The sequence below is a fragment of the Geminicoccus sp. genome (assembly GCF_035556675.1).
In the GTDB taxonomy this organism is placed as follows: domain Bacteria; phylum Pseudomonadota; class Alphaproteobacteria; order Geminicoccales; family Geminicoccaceae; genus Geminicoccus.
On record NZ_DATMFZ010000297.1, the window covers coordinates 1 to 16,044 of the forward strand.

13 protein-coding genes and 4 pseudogenes are annotated in these 16,044 nt (G+C 67.6%); 8 read left to right on the top strand and 9 right to left on the bottom strand.

Features of this window, described 5'->3' with window-relative positions; translation table 11 throughout:
- Positions 1-482: pseudogene (locus VNS22_RS20560) on the top strand (integrase core domain-containing protein); the annotation flags it as partial.
- 41 nt (positions 483-523) lie between these two features.
- On the opposite strand, the pseudogene VNS22_RS20565 reads toward VNS22_RS20560, so the two are convergent.
- The 3 genes and pseudogenes from VNS22_RS20565 to motA all read right to left on the bottom strand — a co-directional run.
- A pseudogene (locus VNS22_RS20565) lies at positions 524-968 on the bottom strand (transposase); the annotation flags it as partial.
- A 42-nt stretch (positions 969-1,010) separates the two neighbouring features.
- Complete coding sequence (locus tag VNS22_RS20570; protein ID WP_325735761.1) at positions 1,011-2,054, bottom strand: flagellar motor protein MotB; 1,044 nt, start codon at positions 2,052-2,054, stop codon at positions 1,011-1,013.
- Positions 2,055-2,060: 6 nt separating this feature from the next.
- Positions 2,061-2,939, bottom strand: a complete 879-nt coding sequence (motA, locus tag VNS22_RS20575; RefSeq protein ID WP_325735763.1) for a flagellar motor stator protein MotA — start codon at positions 2,937-2,939, stop codon at positions 2,061-2,063.
- A gap of 139 nt (positions 2,940-3,078) precedes the next feature.
- Between motA and VNS22_RS20580 the strand changes: the two are divergent.
- Positions 3,079-3,240: pseudogene (locus tag VNS22_RS20580) on the top strand (transposase); the annotation flags it as partial.
- 184 nt (positions 3,241-3,424) lie between these two features.
- Positions 3,425-3,670, top strand: a pseudogene (locus VNS22_RS20585) (IS481 family transposase); the annotation flags it as partial.
- A gap of 4 nt (positions 3,671-3,674) precedes the next feature.
- On the opposite strand, the gene smpB reads toward VNS22_RS20585, so the two are convergent.
- A complete protein-coding gene (gene smpB / locus VNS22_RS20590; protein ID WP_325735764.1) occupies positions 3,675-4,157 on the bottom strand; it encodes an SsrA-binding protein SmpB in 483 nt (160 codons plus the stop codon).
- A gap of 11 nt (positions 4,158-4,168) precedes the next feature.
- A complete protein-coding gene (dapA, locus tag VNS22_RS20595) occupies positions 4,169-5,044 on the bottom strand; it encodes a 4-hydroxy-tetrahydrodipicolinate synthase (RefSeq protein WP_325735766.1) in 876 nt (291 codons plus the stop codon).
- Between the two features lie 169 nt (positions 5,045-5,213).
- On the opposite strand from dapA, the gene VNS22_RS20600 reads away from it, so the two are divergent.
- The 3 genes from VNS22_RS20600 (at position 5,214) to VNS22_RS20610 (ending at position 9,159) form a co-directional block, all read left to right on the top strand.
- Entirely contained in the window at positions 5,214-7,181 is a 1,968-nt protein-coding gene (locus tag VNS22_RS20600; protein WP_325735768.1) for a lytic transglycosylase domain-containing protein, read from the top strand.
- Positions 7,182-7,246: 65 nt separating this feature from the next.
- Positions 7,247-8,242 (top strand): threonine ammonia-lyase, encoded by a 996-nt coding sequence (locus VNS22_RS20605; protein WP_414653403.1) that lies wholly within the window; start codon positions 7,247-7,249, stop codon positions 8,240-8,242.
- Positions 8,239-9,159: an alpha/beta hydrolase gene (locus tag VNS22_RS20610; RefSeq protein WP_325735772.1), complete on the top strand. Its 921-nt coding sequence runs from the start codon at positions 8,239-8,241 to the stop codon at positions 9,157-9,159. The genes VNS22_RS20605 and VNS22_RS20610 overlap by 4 nt, the downstream gene beginning before the upstream one ends.
- On the opposite strand, the gene VNS22_RS20615 is transcribed toward VNS22_RS20610, so the two are convergent.
- On the bottom strand, positions 9,137-9,799 hold the full coding sequence (locus VNS22_RS20615) for a uracil-DNA glycosylase (protein WP_349261855.1): 663 nt from the start codon (positions 9,797-9,799) through the stop codon (positions 9,137-9,139). The two genes, VNS22_RS20610 and VNS22_RS20615, sit on opposite strands and share 23 nt — an antisense overlap.
- Positions 9,796-10,419, bottom strand: a complete 624-nt coding sequence (locus tag VNS22_RS20620; protein ID WP_325735776.1) for an NYN domain-containing protein — start codon at positions 10,417-10,419, stop codon at positions 9,796-9,798. The genes VNS22_RS20615 and VNS22_RS20620 overlap by 4 nt, the downstream gene beginning before the upstream one ends.
- 278 nt (positions 10,420-10,697) lie before the next feature.
- On the opposite strand from VNS22_RS20620, the gene rpoZ reads away from it, so the two are divergent.
- Both rpoZ and VNS22_RS20630 read left to right on the top strand, forming a co-directional pair.
- A complete protein-coding gene (gene rpoZ, locus VNS22_RS20625) occupies positions 10,698-11,069 on the top strand; it encodes a DNA-directed RNA polymerase subunit omega (protein ID WP_325735778.1) in 372 nt (123 codons plus the stop codon).
- 70 nt (positions 11,070-11,139) lie between these two features.
- Positions 11,140-13,362: a RelA/SpoT family protein gene (locus tag VNS22_RS20630; protein WP_414653404.1), complete on the top strand. Its 2,223-nt coding sequence runs from the start codon at positions 11,140-11,142 to the stop codon at positions 13,360-13,362.
- Positions 13,363-13,401: 39 nt separating this feature from the next.
- On the opposite strand, the gene hemA is transcribed toward VNS22_RS20630, so the two are convergent.
- Positions 13,402-14,613, bottom strand: coding sequence for a 5-aminolevulinate synthase (gene hemA / locus VNS22_RS20635; protein WP_325735782.1), 1,212 nt, complete (start codon positions 14,611-14,613; stop codon positions 13,402-13,404).
- A gap of 128 nt (positions 14,614-14,741) precedes the next feature.
- Positions 14,742-15,938, bottom strand: coding sequence for a type III PLP-dependent enzyme (locus tag VNS22_RS20640; protein WP_325735784.1), 1,197 nt, complete (start codon positions 15,936-15,938; stop codon positions 14,742-14,744).
- Positions 15,939-16,044 lie beyond the last annotated feature (106 nt).

The following is a 16,044-nucleotide window of genomic DNA, read 5'->3' on the forward strand; positions in this document are numbered from 1 at the left end:
GACGGCCGTCCCGGTGGGATTGGATCGATCGCCTCCTGCGATCGATGGTCGGCCACCACGGCCGGCATTTCGGGAGAGATGGTTCAGGATCTCATGGTCGCCTGCGTCGAGCAGCGCTTTGGCAGCCTGAAGGCATCTCATTCAGTAGAATGGCTGTCGGACAATGGCAGCGCCTACATCGCCAAGGACACCCGCAACATCGCCACTGCCCTCGGCCTGCGCCTGTGCTTCACGCCGGTCCGCTCGCCCCAGAGCCCTGTCAGCTTTGCTGACTTCACTCTGTGGGATCGGCCAAGGCCGATGGCATCGCCGAGGCCTTCGTGAAGACCTTTCGGCGTGACTACCTGCAGCTCTCGATCCTGCCGGATGCCGCTACCGCCCTCGGGCTGCTGCAGGCCTGGATGGACGACTACAACAATGTCCACCCGCTCTCGGCGCTGCGCTTCCTTTCGCCCGCCGAGTTCCGCAAACTCAGTGCTTAACCCAACCCAGACCCTGTTCGGTCAAACAGGGTGCACTCCACCTTGTGGCTGGACAGGTTGTCCATGATGACGATGTCGCCGCGTTGCAACTTAGAAACGAGGACCTTTCCGACATAAGTCTCGAAGGCATTGCGATTGATCGCGCCGTTCAGGACGAAGGGCGCGATTATCCCGCGCGTGGTCAGGGCGCCCACGAAGGTGGTCGTCTTCCAGTGCCCGTGGGGGACGCCCATGCGCAGGCGCTCGCCGCGAGGGCAACGCCCGTGCGTGTGGGCCATGTTCGTCTTGGCCCAGTCTCATCGATGAACACCAACCGCTCGGGATCGAGGTCGGTCTGGCCGTCGAACCACGCCTGCTGGCGCTTCAGGACGTCGGGACGATCCTGCTCCGTAGCGTGCCCGCTCCTTTTTTGCGCGTCAGCCTGTGACGGCGGAAGAACCGCTGCAGGGTGCCGTAACCAAAGTCGTGGCCGCGCTTGGTCAGCGCCGCCTGGGAATCCCCAACGATTCAATCAGGTCGGAGGATGCTTTAGCGAGGAGGCGCCGGACCGGACAGGGCTGGCGCAGCATGCTCCGAGGCGTGTCCACCCTCCGCAGCTCGGGCGTCCGGTGCTCGCCGCCGCGTTCCGTTTCCATCGGACGGCGCCTGGGCCGGTGTCGGCGTCGGCGTCGGCGTCGGCAGCAGCAAGATCGAGATCCGTCGGTTGCCAGGATCGTCGGGGCGATCCGGCAGGCGCGGCTCGATATCCGCCTTGCCGATGACCTCGGCGATCCTGTCGGACGGGAGGCCCAGCGCCACCAGTGCCTGACGGGTGGCATTGGCCCGGTCGGACGACAGCCGCCAGTTGTCGCTGTCGGACCCGCTGGCGAACGGGCGGGAGTCGGTATGGCCGCGGATCGACAGCCGTTCGCCGCCACTTGCGACGGCAGTGGCCACCAACTCCAGGAGCCGTCGTGCCTCCGGCGACAGTTGATCGCTGCCTGAAGCGAACATCGCGCTGCCTTCCCGGTCGAGCAGCTCGATGCGCAATCCTTCCGGCGTGCGTGTCACTTCCAGCTGCTCGCGCAACCCGCCGAGATCCGGGCGCTCCGCCAGCGCCTGGCGCAGACGGGCCGCGACCTGCGCAGCCGACGGCGCCGCATCCTCCTCCGCGGTCCGTTCCGCCTGCATATTGTCCAGCACGGACTCACCTACCGGCGCGAAGGCCGCCACCAGCTCCTGCGCCAGCTCACTCTCGACCGTGTCGTCACGCCGTGCCGGCGGTGCCGTGTCGAATGGCGAGGCCGGTGGTGCCTCGATGAAGCTCGGCTCCATGACGCTGGTGCCACGAAGGATCCCGGCGTCGCCGCCGGGCGGCAGCCGGCTGAGCGAGCTGGGATCGGTGAAGTATTCGGCCAGACCCTCGAGCCTGGCCTTGCTGGTCGTGCCCAGCAGCCACATGAGCAGGAAGAAGGCCATCATCGCGGTGACGAAGTCCGCATAGGCGACCTTCCATGCACCACCATGATGGCCGCCATGGCCACCCTCGATCACCTTGCGGACGACGATCCGCCCCTCACGCCTGCCGGCCATGGCCACTCAGGCCGCCAGTGGATCGGCGGGAAGCTGCTGCAACAGCTCGTCCACAGCGTGGAAGTTCGGCTGGAGATGGGTCGGCACGCTGCCACGGGCCAGCTCGATCGCGATCGGCGCCGAATGACCTTGCAGGTAGGCTATCAGGCAGTCGCGGATGATCGCGTAGAACTGGTTATCCTCCTCGAAGGTCTGCGCCATGCGCGACGCCATCGGCGCGAACATTCCGTAGGACAGGAAGATGCCGAGGAAGGTACCGACCAGGGCACCGCCGATCATCTTGCCCAGGATATCGACCGGCTGGTCGATCGCCCCCATCGTCTTCACGATGCCCAGCACCGCGGCGACGATGCCCAGCGCCGGGAAGGCGTCGGCCATGGTCTGCAGCGCGCCGGAATTCGTCAGCTGCTCGGCGTGATGCTTCTTCAACTGCCGGTTCATGCTGTCTTCGACCTGGATCGGGTCGTCCAGGCTCATGGTCATCATCCGGATGGTGTCGGCGATGAAGTCACAAGCAAAATGATCGTGCTGGATCCTGGGATAGCGGGCGAACAGGGCGCTCTCGTGCGGGTTGTCGACATGCGGCTCCAGCGCCAGCACACCCTTGGTCTTGAGCAGCTTGACGATGGTGAACATCAGACAGAGCAGATCGCGATAATCGTCCCTCTTCCATTTCGGCCCGGCGAACACCCGTTTCAGGTCACGCAGCGTTCCCTTGACGACCTGCGAGCCATTCGCGAGCAGGAAGGTGCCGGCCCCGCCCCCGCCGATCATCATCAGCTCGAACGGCGCCGCCTTGATGATCAGGCCAAATTTGCCGCCGGCCAGCGCATAGCCGCCGAAGATCATCACAAAGACCAGGACGAGGCCGATGATGGCGAACATGCGCGAACTACGCCTCCGCTGGGACTGCCGGAGGCACCATACGTCCTGGTATCTTTCCCAAAGGTTAACGGCTGTGCTCTTCGGGCCGTTCTAGATGCCGTTATGGGCCTGATGGCGAGTGATGGCCACGTGTGCGGACATGAGCCATGTCCGTAAACCTTACCCTTCTGATGTATCCGATGAAGAATGGGCGCTGGTAGTGTCCTATCTGGTCTTGGTGCGGGAGGATGCCGGCCAGCGGGTGCATGCGTTGCGCGAACTGTTCAACGGTTTGCGCTACATCGTGCAATCCGGCGCGTCCTAGCGCTGGATGCCCAACGACCTGTCGTCATCGTGCGTCGTCTCACCAAGCCCTGCCACCCCCGCCGCAGGTTCCTGCCTGCGGTCCTTGCAGGAGACGGAGCGATGGCCTGCCCGTCCGGTTCTTCTGAACCGGACAGCGCTGCTGATGGATGATCAGCCTGCTGGCCGATCGCGGCCAGCGATGGACGAATGGCCAAGCAGCGCGGATGAACCGGACCGTGCAGGAGACCACCATCAAGACATGCCACTATCTCGGCCTCGAAGCACTCCAGACTCACGTCCTGGCCTTCGTCACCGCTTACGATTTCGCCCAGCATCTGAAGGCGCTGCGATGGCGGACACCCTTCCAGCCAATCTGCGACGCAGGAAAAGACCAATGCCTCGATCTTCAAGACCGACCGCACCACCTCATCTCGGGACCATACACCACTTCTAGTCCCCGGTCTTGTGCGTCTCGCGCAGGAGGCGCTGGCGGTCGCGCTGCCAGTCGCGCTCCTTCTCGCTGGCACGCTTGTCGACCAGCTTCTTGCCGCGCGCCAGGCCCAGCTCGACCTTCGCCCAGCCGCGCTCGTTGAAGTAGATCGAGAGCGGCACCACGGTCAGGCCCTTGCGCTGGACTGCACCCTTCAGGCTCTCGATCTGCCGGCGGCGCATCAGGAGCTTCCGCGGCCGGCGCGTCTCATGGTTGAACTGGTTGCCGCCGTGGAACTCGGGGATATAGGCATTGAACAGCCACAGATCGCCCTGCATCTCGCCGGCATGGGCATCGCCGATCGTGGAGCGGCCTTCGCGCAGCGACTTCACTTCGGTCCCGCTCAGGACCAGGCCCGCCTCGTAGCGCTCGTCGATGAAGTACTCGTGCAGGGCCTTGCGGTTCTGCGCGACGACCTTGCGGCCTTCCTGCTTCTTGGCCAACGCAATCTTCTCTAGTTGATGAGGCCGACCGCGCGCAGGGCCGCGTCGATCCGCTCCTTCGAGCCGAGCTGCGGCTCGACCAGCGGCAGACGCAGCTCGCCCGAGCAGCGGCCGAGCTTGGCCAGGGCATGCTTGGTCGGCGCCGGGCTGCTCTCGCAGAACAGCGCCTCGTGCAGCGGCAGGAGCCGCCGGTGGATCCGCAGCGCTTCGTCGGCCCGGCCGGCAGCGAACGCATCATGCAATTCAGCGCAAAGCTTGGGCGCCACGTTCGCCGTCACCGAGATGCAGCCATGGCCGCCATGGGCCAGGAAGGCCACGATGTTGGCGTCCTCGCCGGACAGCTGCAGGAAGTCCTGGCCGCAGGTGGCCGCGGTGAGCAGCGGGCGGGCGATGTCGTTGGACGCGTCCTTCACCCCGATGATCCGCGGCAGCTCCGCCAGACGGCCCATGGTTTCCGGGGTCATGTCGACCACGCTGCGGCCGGGGATGTTGTAGATGATGATCGGGATGTCGGTCGCGTCGTGGATCGCCTGATAGTGGGCGAACAGGCCGGCCTGGGTCGGCTTGTTGTAGTAGGGGGTCACCACCAGGGCCGCATCGGCGCCCGCCCGCTGGGCATGCCGGGTGAGGCTGATCGCCTCCGCGGTGGAATTCGAGCCGGCGCCGGCAATGACGGGTCGCCGCCCGGCCACCACCTCGATGCACAGTTCCACGACCCGTTCATGCTCGTCATGGCTGAGCGTCGGGCTCTCACCGGTGGTTCCGACCGGGACGAAGCCGTGCGTGCCCGAATCGATGTGCCATTCGATGAGGTCGCGCAGCGCCTTCTCGTCGACGGCGCCGTCACGGAACGGCGTCACTAGCGCGACGATGGAGCCACGAAACATCATTCTCAACCTTTTAGTAGTTTGGCTTGGAGCAGTGTCCTTGTCGCACGATAGTCTTTCCCTGCTACCCCCGGCAAGCCGGGGCGAGACCTGCACTGGAACGATCGACGATGTGCCTGCCCCAGCGACTGCCTCGACCGCCTCTCGGCCGGCAGCGGCCGATCATCCAATGCTAGCGCGTCACATTGCCGGGCTGCTGCTGGCGGGGCTGGCCCTGGCGGCGGCAGTCGTGCCGGCGCAGGCCGCCGTCTCGGTTGCGGACGTGCTGCGCGCGGTGGAAGCCGGTCACTACGCCTGGGCGCGGGCTAAGGCCGAGGAGGCCGGCGGCACGCTGCTGAAGGAGTATGTGGACTGGCGCGAGCTGCGCGACGCCACGCCCGTACCGGGCTTCAAGCGCTTCAGGAGCTTCCTGGCGAGGGAGGTCGACTGGCCCTCCCTCCCCCGCATCCGGATACGAGCGGAGGATGCGCTGGACAGCAGCGTGGATGACGCGACCGTCCTGGCGTTCTTTGCGGATCACGAGCCGGTGACCCGCCAGGGACGCACGCGGCTGGCGATCGCCCTGCTCGGGACGGACGAGCAGGCGGCCGCTTCCGTGGCAGGCAAGGCCTGGGTGGAGGGGCGCTTCAGTGCCACGGAGGAACGCTACTTCCTCGCCAAGCTCGGCCGCCTGCTCACCAGGGACCAGGACCGTCTGCGGCTGGATAATCTGCTGGCCGCCCGGGCATGGGAGGAGGCACGCCGCCAAGCCAAGCGCCTGGATCAGGGACGGCAGCGCCTGGCCGAGGCGCGGATCCTGCTCCAATCTGGTGCCAGCGGCATCGACCGGGCCGTGGCACGGGTGCCGGATGCCCTCAAGGCCGATCCCGGCCTCAGCCTCGACCGGATCGAGCGGGCACGTAAGGACGGGCGGGATGCGCGGGCCCGGGAGCTGCTGCTGTTGCTGAACCGCAGTGCGGAAAGGCAGCCGGCGGCCTGGTGGCGCGAGCGGCACATCCAGATCCGTGACCGGATCGATGCAGGCGCGTTCAAGGAGGCCTACCGCTTGGCGGCGGCACATCGGCAGCCCAAGGACCATCCCAGCTATGCTGATGCCGAATGGCTGGCGGGCTGGCTGGCCCTGAGCTTCCTGGACCGGCCCAAGGACGCGGCAGCCCATTTCAGTGCGATGACCGCCGGGGTGTCCTCGCCGATCAGCCTTGCCCGCGGCAACTACTGGACGGGCCGGGCGCAGGCCGCCAGCGGCGCCAACAAGGCGGCGGAAGCCAGCTGGCGCTCCGCGGCCGCCTTCGGGACGACCTTCTATGGCCAGCTCGCCTGGCTGGAAAGCGGCCGGCCGCCCCAGCTGCCAGAGATGGGCTTCCCCGAGCCGGACGAACCGCAACGCGAAGCGTTCGAGAAACGGCGGCTGGTCCGCCTGGCACGGCTCCTGTGCGACAAGGGCGGTGACCTGCAGGCCGGTGCCATCCTGAGCCACCTGGCCAGCGAGGCACTGGACGAGCCCGTGACGCTGGGCCAGGTGGCCATGCTCGCCACGGACTGCCACCGGCTCGACACGGTGGTGCAGACCGCGCGCCTAGCCCAGCGCAGTGGCAGCTTGAACGCCGCCGCCGCCTTCCCGGCGCCGCCCTTTGTGGCCCTGGCCGAGCGCTCGGCGGTCGATCCGGCGCTGCTCACCGCGATCGCTCGCCAGGAAAGCCAGTTCTACCCACGGGCGCAGAGCCCGGCAGGTGCCCTGGGCCTGCTCCAGCTCATGCCCGGCACGGCCAGGGCGATGGCCCGCAAGCAGGGCATGCCTTATGCCGATGTGCGGCTCCTGACCGATCCCGGCTACAACGTCACCCTCGGCCGGACCTATCTGGAGGAGCAGCTCGGCCGCTGGGGCGAGCCGGCCCTGGCGATCGCCGCCTACAATGCCGGACCCAGGCGGGTGGACAGCTGGATCGCCCGTTATGGCGACCCGCGCGGCAAGGGGCTGCACCGGCTGGTCGACTGGATGGAACTCATTCCGTTCACCGAGACCCGGAACTATGTTCAGCGCGTCCTGGAGGGGCGCAATGTGTACCGGCTCCGCTTCGGCTGGAATGCGGAGGTGGCGGGTCATCCGTTCACGCCCGGCCACGACAACCCCTCCTGATCGGCTCGTCCTGACCGGCTGCGCTCTCGCTCCGGTCGCGGCGGCCGGACTGCCAGTGCCCGGAGATGTTCGTGCCGCCCATAGACGACCTGCCGCTCTCGATCGACCAGATCCAGGCAGCCGCTGCCAGCCTGGACGGGCTGGCCGTCCGGACTCCGCTTCTGGAAAGCCCGCTGCTGAACGCCCGTCTGGGCGGGCGCCTGCTAGTCAAGGCCGAATGCCTGCAGCGCACCGGCAGCTTCAAGTTCCGTGGCGCCTACAACGCCGTCACCGCGGCCGGCGGGAAGCCGGTGGTGGCGTTCTCGTCCGGCAACCATGCCCAGGGAGTGGCCCATGCCGCACAGATCCTGGGCGTGCCGGCGACCATCATCATGCCGGCGGACGCACCACGCACCAAGCTCGACAACACCCGCGCCTATGGGGCCACGGTAGTCACCTACGACCGGTGGAACGAGGACCGCGAGGCGATCGGGGCGGGCATTGCCAGGGACCAGGGGGCGGTGCTGGTCCGCCCCTATGACGACCCGCGGGTCATGGCGGGCCAGGGCACGGTCGGGCTGGAGATCGCAGGAGACTGCCTGGCCCGGGACATCCGGCCGGACTGCGTGCTGGTCCCGGCCAGCGGCGGCGGTCTGGCGGCGGGCGTGGCGACCGCCATCCAGGCGAGCCTGCCGGCAACGGCGATCATGACCGCCGAGCCAGCGGGTTTCGACGACCATGCCCGCTCGCTGGCAGCAGGCGAGCGAACCGTCCGGCCCGAGGGTGGAACGACGATCTGCGACGCGCTGATGGCCAAGATCCCAGGCGAGCTGACCTTCCAGGTCAACCGCCGCCGCCTTGCCGGCGGTACGGTCGCGGACGACCGGGCGGTGCGTGCCGCGATGCTGACGGCGTTCCGCTACCTGAAGCTCGTGGTCGAACCGGGTGGTGCGGTGGGCCTTGCGGCCGTGCTGGCGGGGGCCGTGCCCGTGCGCGACCGGACCGTGGTGGTGGTCCTTTCCGGCGGCAATGTCGACGCAAGCTTGTTTGCCGACGTGCTGAACGAGAGCGCCGACGCTTGAGCCTGCAGCGCGAGACCCGGGTCGACTGGCCGACCGTTGCGGGGCTGCGCCTGCGCTGCGTCACCTGGCGCAGTGACGGCGAGCGACGCGGGACGGTGGTGATCTGCAACGGCCGTACCGAGTTCGTCGAAAAATATCTGGGCGTGGTGGCGGAGTTGCAGGCGCGGCGCTTCGACATCGTGGCTTTCGACTGGCGCGGCCAAGGCCTGTCTGACCGGCTGCTGCCGGACCGCAGCAAGGGCCATGTCGAGAGCTTCGACGATTATCTGGACGACCTTCGGGCGATCATGGCGCTGGTCGACCGCCTTGCCCTGCCAAGCCCACGGGTGATGCTCGCCCATTCCACCGGCGGGCAGGTGGGCCTGCGCTTTCTCCACGACCATCCCGGCGCGTTCGCGGGTGCCGCCATGTCCGCACCGATGCTGGGCATGCGCTTTGCCGGCATCCCGACAGCCGTCGCGGTGGGGCTGGTCCGGGCCATGTGCGCGGGCGGGCGGAGCCGTGACTATGCCTTCGGCCAGGGCGCGAAGCCCTATGTCTATCACGCATTTCCCGAGAACGTGCTCACGAGCTGCGAGGAGAGCTACCTGGCCTACCGGGCGCTGGTCGACGCCGATCCGGAGCTGGGTCTGGGCGGGCCGACCTTCGCCTGGGTTCGGGCCGCCCTGCGCTCGATCACGATCTCCCGGCAGCCGGCCTTCCTGGAGCAGATCGGCTGTCCGGTCCTCCTGGCGCTGGGCGACGAGGAACGGGTGGTCGACCCGCGTGCCATCATGCGTGCGGCGGCCCTGCTGCCACGGGCCGAACTCCTGCAGATCGCCGGGGCACGCCACGAGATCCTGATCGAGCGGCCCGCACTGCGCCAGGCCTTCTGGACCAGGTTCGACATGTGGTTCAGCCGGCTGCAGCCATCCTGAGCCTGGCCACGGCACGGATGACCTCGTCCACCATCGCCGGCGTGAGCAGCCCGGTCTGCACGTTGTAGCGCGAGGTATGGTAGCTGGAGACGAGGCTGGTCACCTCATCGACCGGCTGGACCAGGCCGTGGCCGAAGGGCAGTTCCTTGAGCCTGCGCCCGAACGCCCGCACCACCGATTCATGTGCGATCCGCCCGAGCGTCAGCACCACCCGCGGCCGGGGTGGTGCCAGGAGCTCGTCCTGGAGGAAGCGCCGGCAGGTGGTGACCTCCGCGGGCGTCGGCTTGTTCTCCGGCGGCACGCAGCGCGCGGCATTGGTCACCCTCGTGTCGACGAGGGTGAAGCCGTCTGCCGGGTCGGCCCGGTAGGTGCCGCTGGCAAGGCCATGTGCCGCCAGCGCCGCATAGAGGACGTCGCCGGCGAAGTCGCCGGTGAACGGCCGCCCGGTCCGGTTGGCGCCGCGCAACCCTGGAGCCAGCCCGACGATTAGGACGCGCGCATCCGCCTGGCCGAACGAGGGCACCGGGGCATGGTGCCAGCCCGGGAACTTCGTCCGGTTGGCGGCCCGGAACGCCGCCAGACGGGGACAGAGCGGGCAGTCCGGCGAAGGCTCTGCCCGTCGCGTCGGCAAGCTGGTCAGGTGCTGACCTGCTCGTCGTCTTCCTCGTCCTCGTTGATGTCGCCTTCCAGGTCGCTCGACACCATCGGACGCGGCGTCTCGCGGGCGATCAGCGGCATCAGATCGGCAAGGTCGACGAAGAAATCGGCCTGGCGGCGCAGCTCGTCCGCGATCAGCGGCGGCTGGATCTTGATGGTCGAGATCACCGTGACCCGCTTGCCGCGGCGCTGCACCGCGTCCACCAGCCGCCGGAAATCGCCGTCGCCGGAGATCAGGACGATGTGATCCAGGAAGTGTGACTGCTCCATGATGTCGACCGCGATGTCGACATCCATGTTGCCCTTGAACTTCCGCCGGCCGGTGCTCTGGGTGTACTCCTTCAACGGCTTGGTCACCATGGTGTAGCCGTTGTAGTCGAGCCAGTCGACCAGCGGTCGGATCGGCGAGTATTCTTGCTCGTCCAGGAGAGCGGTATAGTAGTAGGCTCGGATGAACCGGCAGGACAGGTTGAAGGTTCTGAGCAACCTCTTGTAATCGATGTCGAAAGCAAGAGCGCGGGCAGCTTGGTACAGATTGGCCCCGTCGATGAACAGCGAGGTTCGATCGTCGGGGTGAAGGATGTCAGAGGGCAGGAGCCCCATCGGGCCGCTCCGAATTCAGTTCGTTGTCGATATTCTCCGCCGGGCGACGGAAGAAACCGGTGTAGAGCGACTCCTTCGGTGGGGCAATCGCCCTGCGACCAGGACGCACCTTCTGATCACCCCGCGGTTGCGCGCTGCAGCCGCTCACCGGACGGCGGCCGAGTGACGCCAACGCGGGGCTGGCATGTGGTCGCGCCATCGCGCGGCTGGTTTGCAGACGGGCGCGTGATGCACTACATGACGGGCAGACGTCTTGTGACTTGCTCCGGAGTTTCTTCATGGCCCGCATCACCGTCGAGGACTGCGTCGAGCGCGTCCCGAGCCGGTTCGAACTCGTGATGCTCGCCGCCCAGCGGGCACGCGACGTGTCGGCCGGCGCGTCGCTCAACGTGGATCGTGACAACGACAAGAATCCGGTGGTCGCGCTCCGCGAGATCGCCGAGGACAAGATCGACCTGGATCACCTGCGCTACGAGATGATCCACGGCCTGCGCCGCCATGCCGAGGTCGGCAGCGAGGAGCCGGAAAGCCTGCAGGACGAGCTGGACGCTCTCATGCCCGCCCCGGATCTCGGTCAGATCGGCCAGATGCCCGAGGACGTGTCCTACCAGGACCAGGACATCGTCGAGGACGAGGGCTTCGATCGCTGAGCGCACGAACTAGGCGGCCGCCAACCGGGCGGGAGCGGCCGCCAACACCCCCGTCGAGGCGGCTTTGAGCATGGAAGGCGGCGGCGAAGTTCTGGTCAGACCGGCCGCCGAGGCCCAGGCGGAGCCGGCCAGACCTGTGCCGCGTCGCAAGGTCCTGCGCCAGTACGAGCTGGTCGACTTGGTGCGTGCCTATGATCCGGACGTGGACGAGGAGCTGCTGAACCGCGCCTACGTCTTCACCATGCGCGCGCACGGCTCCCAGCTGCGCGCCTCGGGCGACCCCTATTACCACCACCCGGTCGAGGTGGCCGGCATCCTGGCCGGGCTGAAGCTCGATACCGCCTCGATCGCGACCGGGCTCCTGCACGACACGGTCGAGGATACCGGCACCACCAATGCCGAGCTGGCACGGCTGTTCGGCAAGGAGGTGGCGCGCCTGGTCGAGGGCGTGACCAAGCTCAACAAGATCGAGCTGCAGTCGGCCGAGACCGCCCAGGCCGAGAATTTCCGCAAGCTGCTCCTCGCCATGAGCGAGGACATCCGCGTGCTGCTGGTCAAGCTCGCCGACCGGCTGCACAACATGCGCACCCTCCACTTCATCAAGAACGAGGAGCGGCGCAAGCGGATCGCCCGGGAGACGCTGGAGATCTATGCCCCGCTCGCCGAGCGGATCGGCATGGAGGCGATGAAGGGCGAGCTGGAGGACCTGGCGTTCGCGGAGCTCTGGCCGGACTACCGGGAAGGCGTGCTGCACCGGCTGAACACGCTGCGCCAGGGTGATGACGGGCTGATCGAGCGGGTATGCAGCGCGCTGCGCGACACCCTGCACAAGGAAGGTATCGAGGCCGAGATCACCGGGCGGGTCAAGACGCCTTACTCGATCTGGCGCAAGATGCAGAACAAGAACGTCAGCTTCGAGCAGCTCTCGGACCTGATGGCCTTCCGGGTGATCGTGGACACGGTTGGCGAATGCTACGCGGCGCTGGGCGTGATCCACGGCAAGTGGCAGACCCTGCCCGGGCGGTTCAAGGACTATATCAGCCTGCCCAAGCCCAACGGCTACCGCTCGCTGCACACCACGATCCTGGGGCCCGAGGGCCGCAAGGTCGAGATCCAGATCCGAACCGCCGAGATGCACGAGGTGGCCGAACTCGGCGTGGCCGCGCACTGGGCCTACAAGGAGGACGAGCGGTCGCGCGACGGCCGGCAGTTCCGCTGGCTGCGCTCGCTGCTCGAGATCCTGGAGCATGCCAGCGACCCCGAGGAGTTCCTCGAGCATACCAAGCTCGAGATGTTCCAGGACCAGGTGTTCTGCTTCACGCCCAAGGGCCAGCTGATCAACCTGCCGCGCGGTGCTACCCCGGTCGACTTCGCCTATGCGGTCCACTCGCAGATCGGCGACACCTGCGTCGGCGCCAAGGTGGACGGGCGCATCGTGCAGCTGCGTACCCAGCTGAAGAACGGCGACCAGGTCCAAATCATCACCGCCAAGGGGGCCACGCCCTCCCCTGCCTGGGAGCGGTTCGTGGTCACCGGCCGGGCCCGCTCGCGGGTCCGCCGCTTCCTGCGCCAGCAGCGCCGTTCCGAGTTCATCGACCAGGGCAAGGACCAAGTGACCAAGCTCGCCGAGCGCGAGCACCTGCCGTTCGGCGAGAAGCACCTGGACAAGGCCCGCTCTGTGCTCGGATTGAAGAGCGTCGAGGACCTGCTGGTCGCGGTGGGTGACGGTACCCTGTCGGCGCGCAGCGTGATCGACACGGTCCGCCACGAGCTACAACCGGTCGGGCCGCAGGAAGAGACCCTGGTGCCCAACCGCGCCAAGGGCCTGGCCGTAGAGCAGACCGAGCATGCCGGTCCGATCCGCGGCCTGCCGCCGGGCGTGGCCTTCCACTTCGCCGGCTGCTGCCATCCGGTGCCGGGCGACGCCATCATCGGCCTGGTGCGCACGGGCAAGGGCATCGCCATCCACCGGGTCGAGTGCCGCACCGTGACCCCGGAGGAGATGGGCAGCGCGCTGACGCTCGGCTGGAACGGACAGCTGAACGGGGCCACCGCACCGGCACGGCTCACGGTCATGGCCACCAACCGGCCAGGCGCGCTCGGCACCATCAGCACGCTGATCGGCAAGCAGGGCGGCAACATCACCGACGTGCGGATGAACCGCAAGGACGACCAGCTGTTCGAGATCACCCTGGATGTCGAGGTCCAGTCGCGCGAGCAGCTGGACCAGATCCAGGCGGCCCTGCGCTCCAGCTCGATCGTCAACGGCGTCGAGCGGCTGCTGCTCGGCTGACCAATTCGGAGGCTCGCCCCCGATCCCGACGAACCGCCCTCAGGCGGCCCGGGCGAGATCCAGCGTGGCCCAGACCTCGACCATTGCCGCCACCAGCTGGTCGACCAGCTCGTCGTCATGGTGCGGCGAGGGCGTGATGCGCAGCCGCTCGGTGCCCTTGGGCACGGTCGGGTAGTTGATCGGCTGGATATAGATGCCATGCCGCTCGAGGAGCAGGTCGCTGGCCTGCTTGCAGCGGACCGGGTCGCCGACGAACACCGGCACGATATGGGACGGGTTGGCCATCACCGGGATGCCGGCGGCGGCAAGCCGACTGGCCACGGTCCGCGCGCGCTCCTGATGGCGCAAGCGCTCCGCGTCGCTGGACTTCAGGTGCCGGACACTGGCGAGAGCTGCCCCAGTCACGGCCGGCGGCAGCGAGGTCGTGAAGATGAAGCCGGACGCATAGGAGCGGATCGCGTCGACCAGGGCCGCGGAGCCGGCGATATAGCCGCCCAGCGCGCCGAATGCCTTGGCAAGGGTGCCCTGGATCACCGTCACCCGGTGCTGCTCACCCAGCATCTGGGCGATCCCGCCGCCCCTCGGACCGTACATGCCGACCGCATGCACCTCGTCCAGATAGGTCATGGCACCGTAGCGTTCGGCCAGGTCCAGGATCTCGCGGACCTTCCCGAAGCTGCCGTCCATCGAATAGACGCCCTCGAAGGCGATCAGCTTCGGCCGTTCCGGCGCAGTCTCGGCCAGCATCTGTTCCAGATGGGCCACGTCGTTGTGCCGGAAGATGCGCTTGGGTGCCCGGCCATGGGAGATGCCCGCGATCATGGAGGCGTGGTTCTTCTCGTCGCTGAACACCACGCAGTCGGGCAGGAGCTTCGCCAGGGTGGAGAGTGCCGCCTCGTTGGCGACATAGCCGGAGGTGAACACCAGGGCTGCCGGCTTGCCGTGCAGGTCGGCCAGCTCGCGCTCCAGCGCCACGTGCAGGTGGTTGGAGCCGCTGATGTTGCGGGTCCCCCCGGCACCGGTGCCGTGCCGGGCGACCGCTGCCTGGCCGGCCTCGACCACGCGCGGGTCGGTGCCCATGCCCAGATAGTCGTTGGAGCACCAGATCACCACCGGGCGCGGGCCATCCGACGTGTGCCGCAGTGCCCGGGGAAAGGATCCGACCTGACGCTCCAGATCACAGAACACCCGGTAGCGACCCTCAGCGCGCACGGCCGTGACCGCCTCGCGGAAGATGCGCTCGTAATCCATCAAACTTGTCCCGGCTCGGTTGCAACGACTGCTGGTCGGCGGAATGTCGGTCCACGCGGGCCAAGCATCCAGCAATACAACACGATCTCGGCCAGGATGTCGCGGGTGAAGCGGCTCAGGCGGCCGATTCAGGCCGCCTGAGCATACGGGAACGCACCACCGCGGCGAGCCAGGCTCGCCTCCAGCCGGACCCGGTCGAAGGCGTCGTCGTGCAGGAACACGACGCCGCCGGTCTCGAAGCCGTTGAACCGGGTCTTCAACGCGTTGCTGTAGGCACCCATCTGGCCGACCTCGATCCAGTCGCCCTCATCCATGTCGGCCGGCAGGAGATGCGGGCCCGGCATGGAATCGATGCTGTCACAGGTCGGCCCGAACAGGTCATAGGGAATGAGCGGCGCGTCGCCGTAGCGGCCGTTCACCCGGATGGCGCGCAGCGGGAACTGCGGGCCGATCCACTTCAGCTCTGCCAGATTGCCGTACACGCCATCGTTCAGGTAGAGCGAGGCGCCGCGGCGCAACTCGACGCGCGCGAACACCGAGGCACCGTCGGCAACCAGGGCGCGTCCAGGCTCGCACTGCAAGGGCGTGCCCGCCAGCCCGTACTGGCGGAGCGCCGCCTTGATCGTCGCCACGAACACGTCGAAGCCCGGCTCGTCGCCCCGGTAGCGGCCGGGAAACCCGCCGCCCACGTCGATCATGTCGACCGCACCGACCTCCGCCACCACCTGGCCGCACAGCGCGATCGCCCGGTGGAACGCCATCGGGTCCAGGCACTGCGAGCCGACATGGAAGGTGATGCCGACGCTGCGCGCGAACGCCCGACAGGCGCGCACCAGGGCTGGCGCCTCCTGGACATCGCAGCCGAACTTGCCGGTGAGCGTGAGCACAGCCCCCTCGCCCGGCACGGCCAGCCGCACGAACAGGTCGAGGTCCTTGGCCCGGTTGGTCACCTGGACGATCTTGGCCAGTTCCTCCTCGTGGTCGAGGACGAAGCTGCGCACGCCGTGCTCGAAATAAGCCTCGGCGATCGCCTCCGGAGACTTCACCGGATGCATGAAGTGGCAGACCGCGCCGGGAAACCGGCGGCGGATCTGGCGAACTTCGCCAATCGAGGCAGTGTCGAAGTGACGGATTCCGCCCTTCCACAAAGCATCGAGAACGGGATCCGCGTCGTTGCACTTCACGGCGTACAGTACGTCCCCCGGAAAGCGGGAGATCATCTGCCGCGCCGTACGCTCGACGACGTGGGGTCGGACACCGACAATAGGATGGGAGCCGAGGTGATGGGTAAGCAACGCCTCGGCGCTGCCGTAGCTAGGGGTCATTTCCAACCTTCCGAGAGACCACCAAGGGTCCAGGGCTGATCAGAAAGCCGCCGCCGCGCGCGCCGCAGTGCATGGGCTTCTTTTCGTCGGCCGGTAGATAGGGTCA

Excerpts from the sequence above, each read along its gene's own strand:
- VNS22_RS20570 (WP_325735761.1), bottom strand. The coding sequence starts at position 2,054 with ATGGCCGGCAGGCGTGAGGGGCGGATCGTCGTCCGCAAGGTGATCGAG.
- motA (WP_325735763.1), bottom strand. The coding sequence starts at position 2,939 with ATGTTCGCCATCATCGGCCTCGTCCTGGTCTTTGTGATGATCTTCGGC.
- dapA (WP_325735766.1), bottom strand. The coding sequence starts at position 5,044 with ATGTTTCGTGGCTCCATCGTCGCGCTAGTGACGCCGTTCCGTGACGGC.
- VNS22_RS20600 (WP_325735768.1), top strand. The coding sequence starts at position 5,214 with ATGCTAGCGCGTCACATTGCCGGGCTGCTGCTGGCGGGGCTGGCCCTG.
- VNS22_RS20605 (WP_414653403.1), top strand. The coding sequence starts at position 7,247 with ATGTTCGTGCCGCCCATAGACGACCTGCCGCTCTCGATCGACCAGATC.
- VNS22_RS20620 (WP_325735776.1), bottom strand. The coding sequence starts at position 10,419 with ATGGGGCTCCTGCCCTCTGACATCCTTCACCCCGACGATCGAACCTCG.
- rpoZ (WP_325735778.1), top strand. The coding sequence starts at position 10,698 with ATGGCCCGCATCACCGTCGAGGACTGCGTCGAGCGCGTCCCGAGCCGG.
- VNS22_RS20630 (WP_414653404.1), top strand. The coding sequence starts at position 11,140 with ATGGAAGGCGGCGGCGAAGTTCTGGTCAGACCGGCCGCCGAGGCCCAG.
- hemA (WP_325735782.1), bottom strand. The coding sequence starts at position 14,613 with ATGGATTACGAGCGCATCTTCCGCGAGGCGGTCACGGCCGTGCGCGCT.
- VNS22_RS20640 (WP_325735784.1), bottom strand. The coding sequence starts at position 15,938 with ATGACCCCTAGCTACGGCAGCGCCGAGGCGTTGCTTACCCATCACCTC.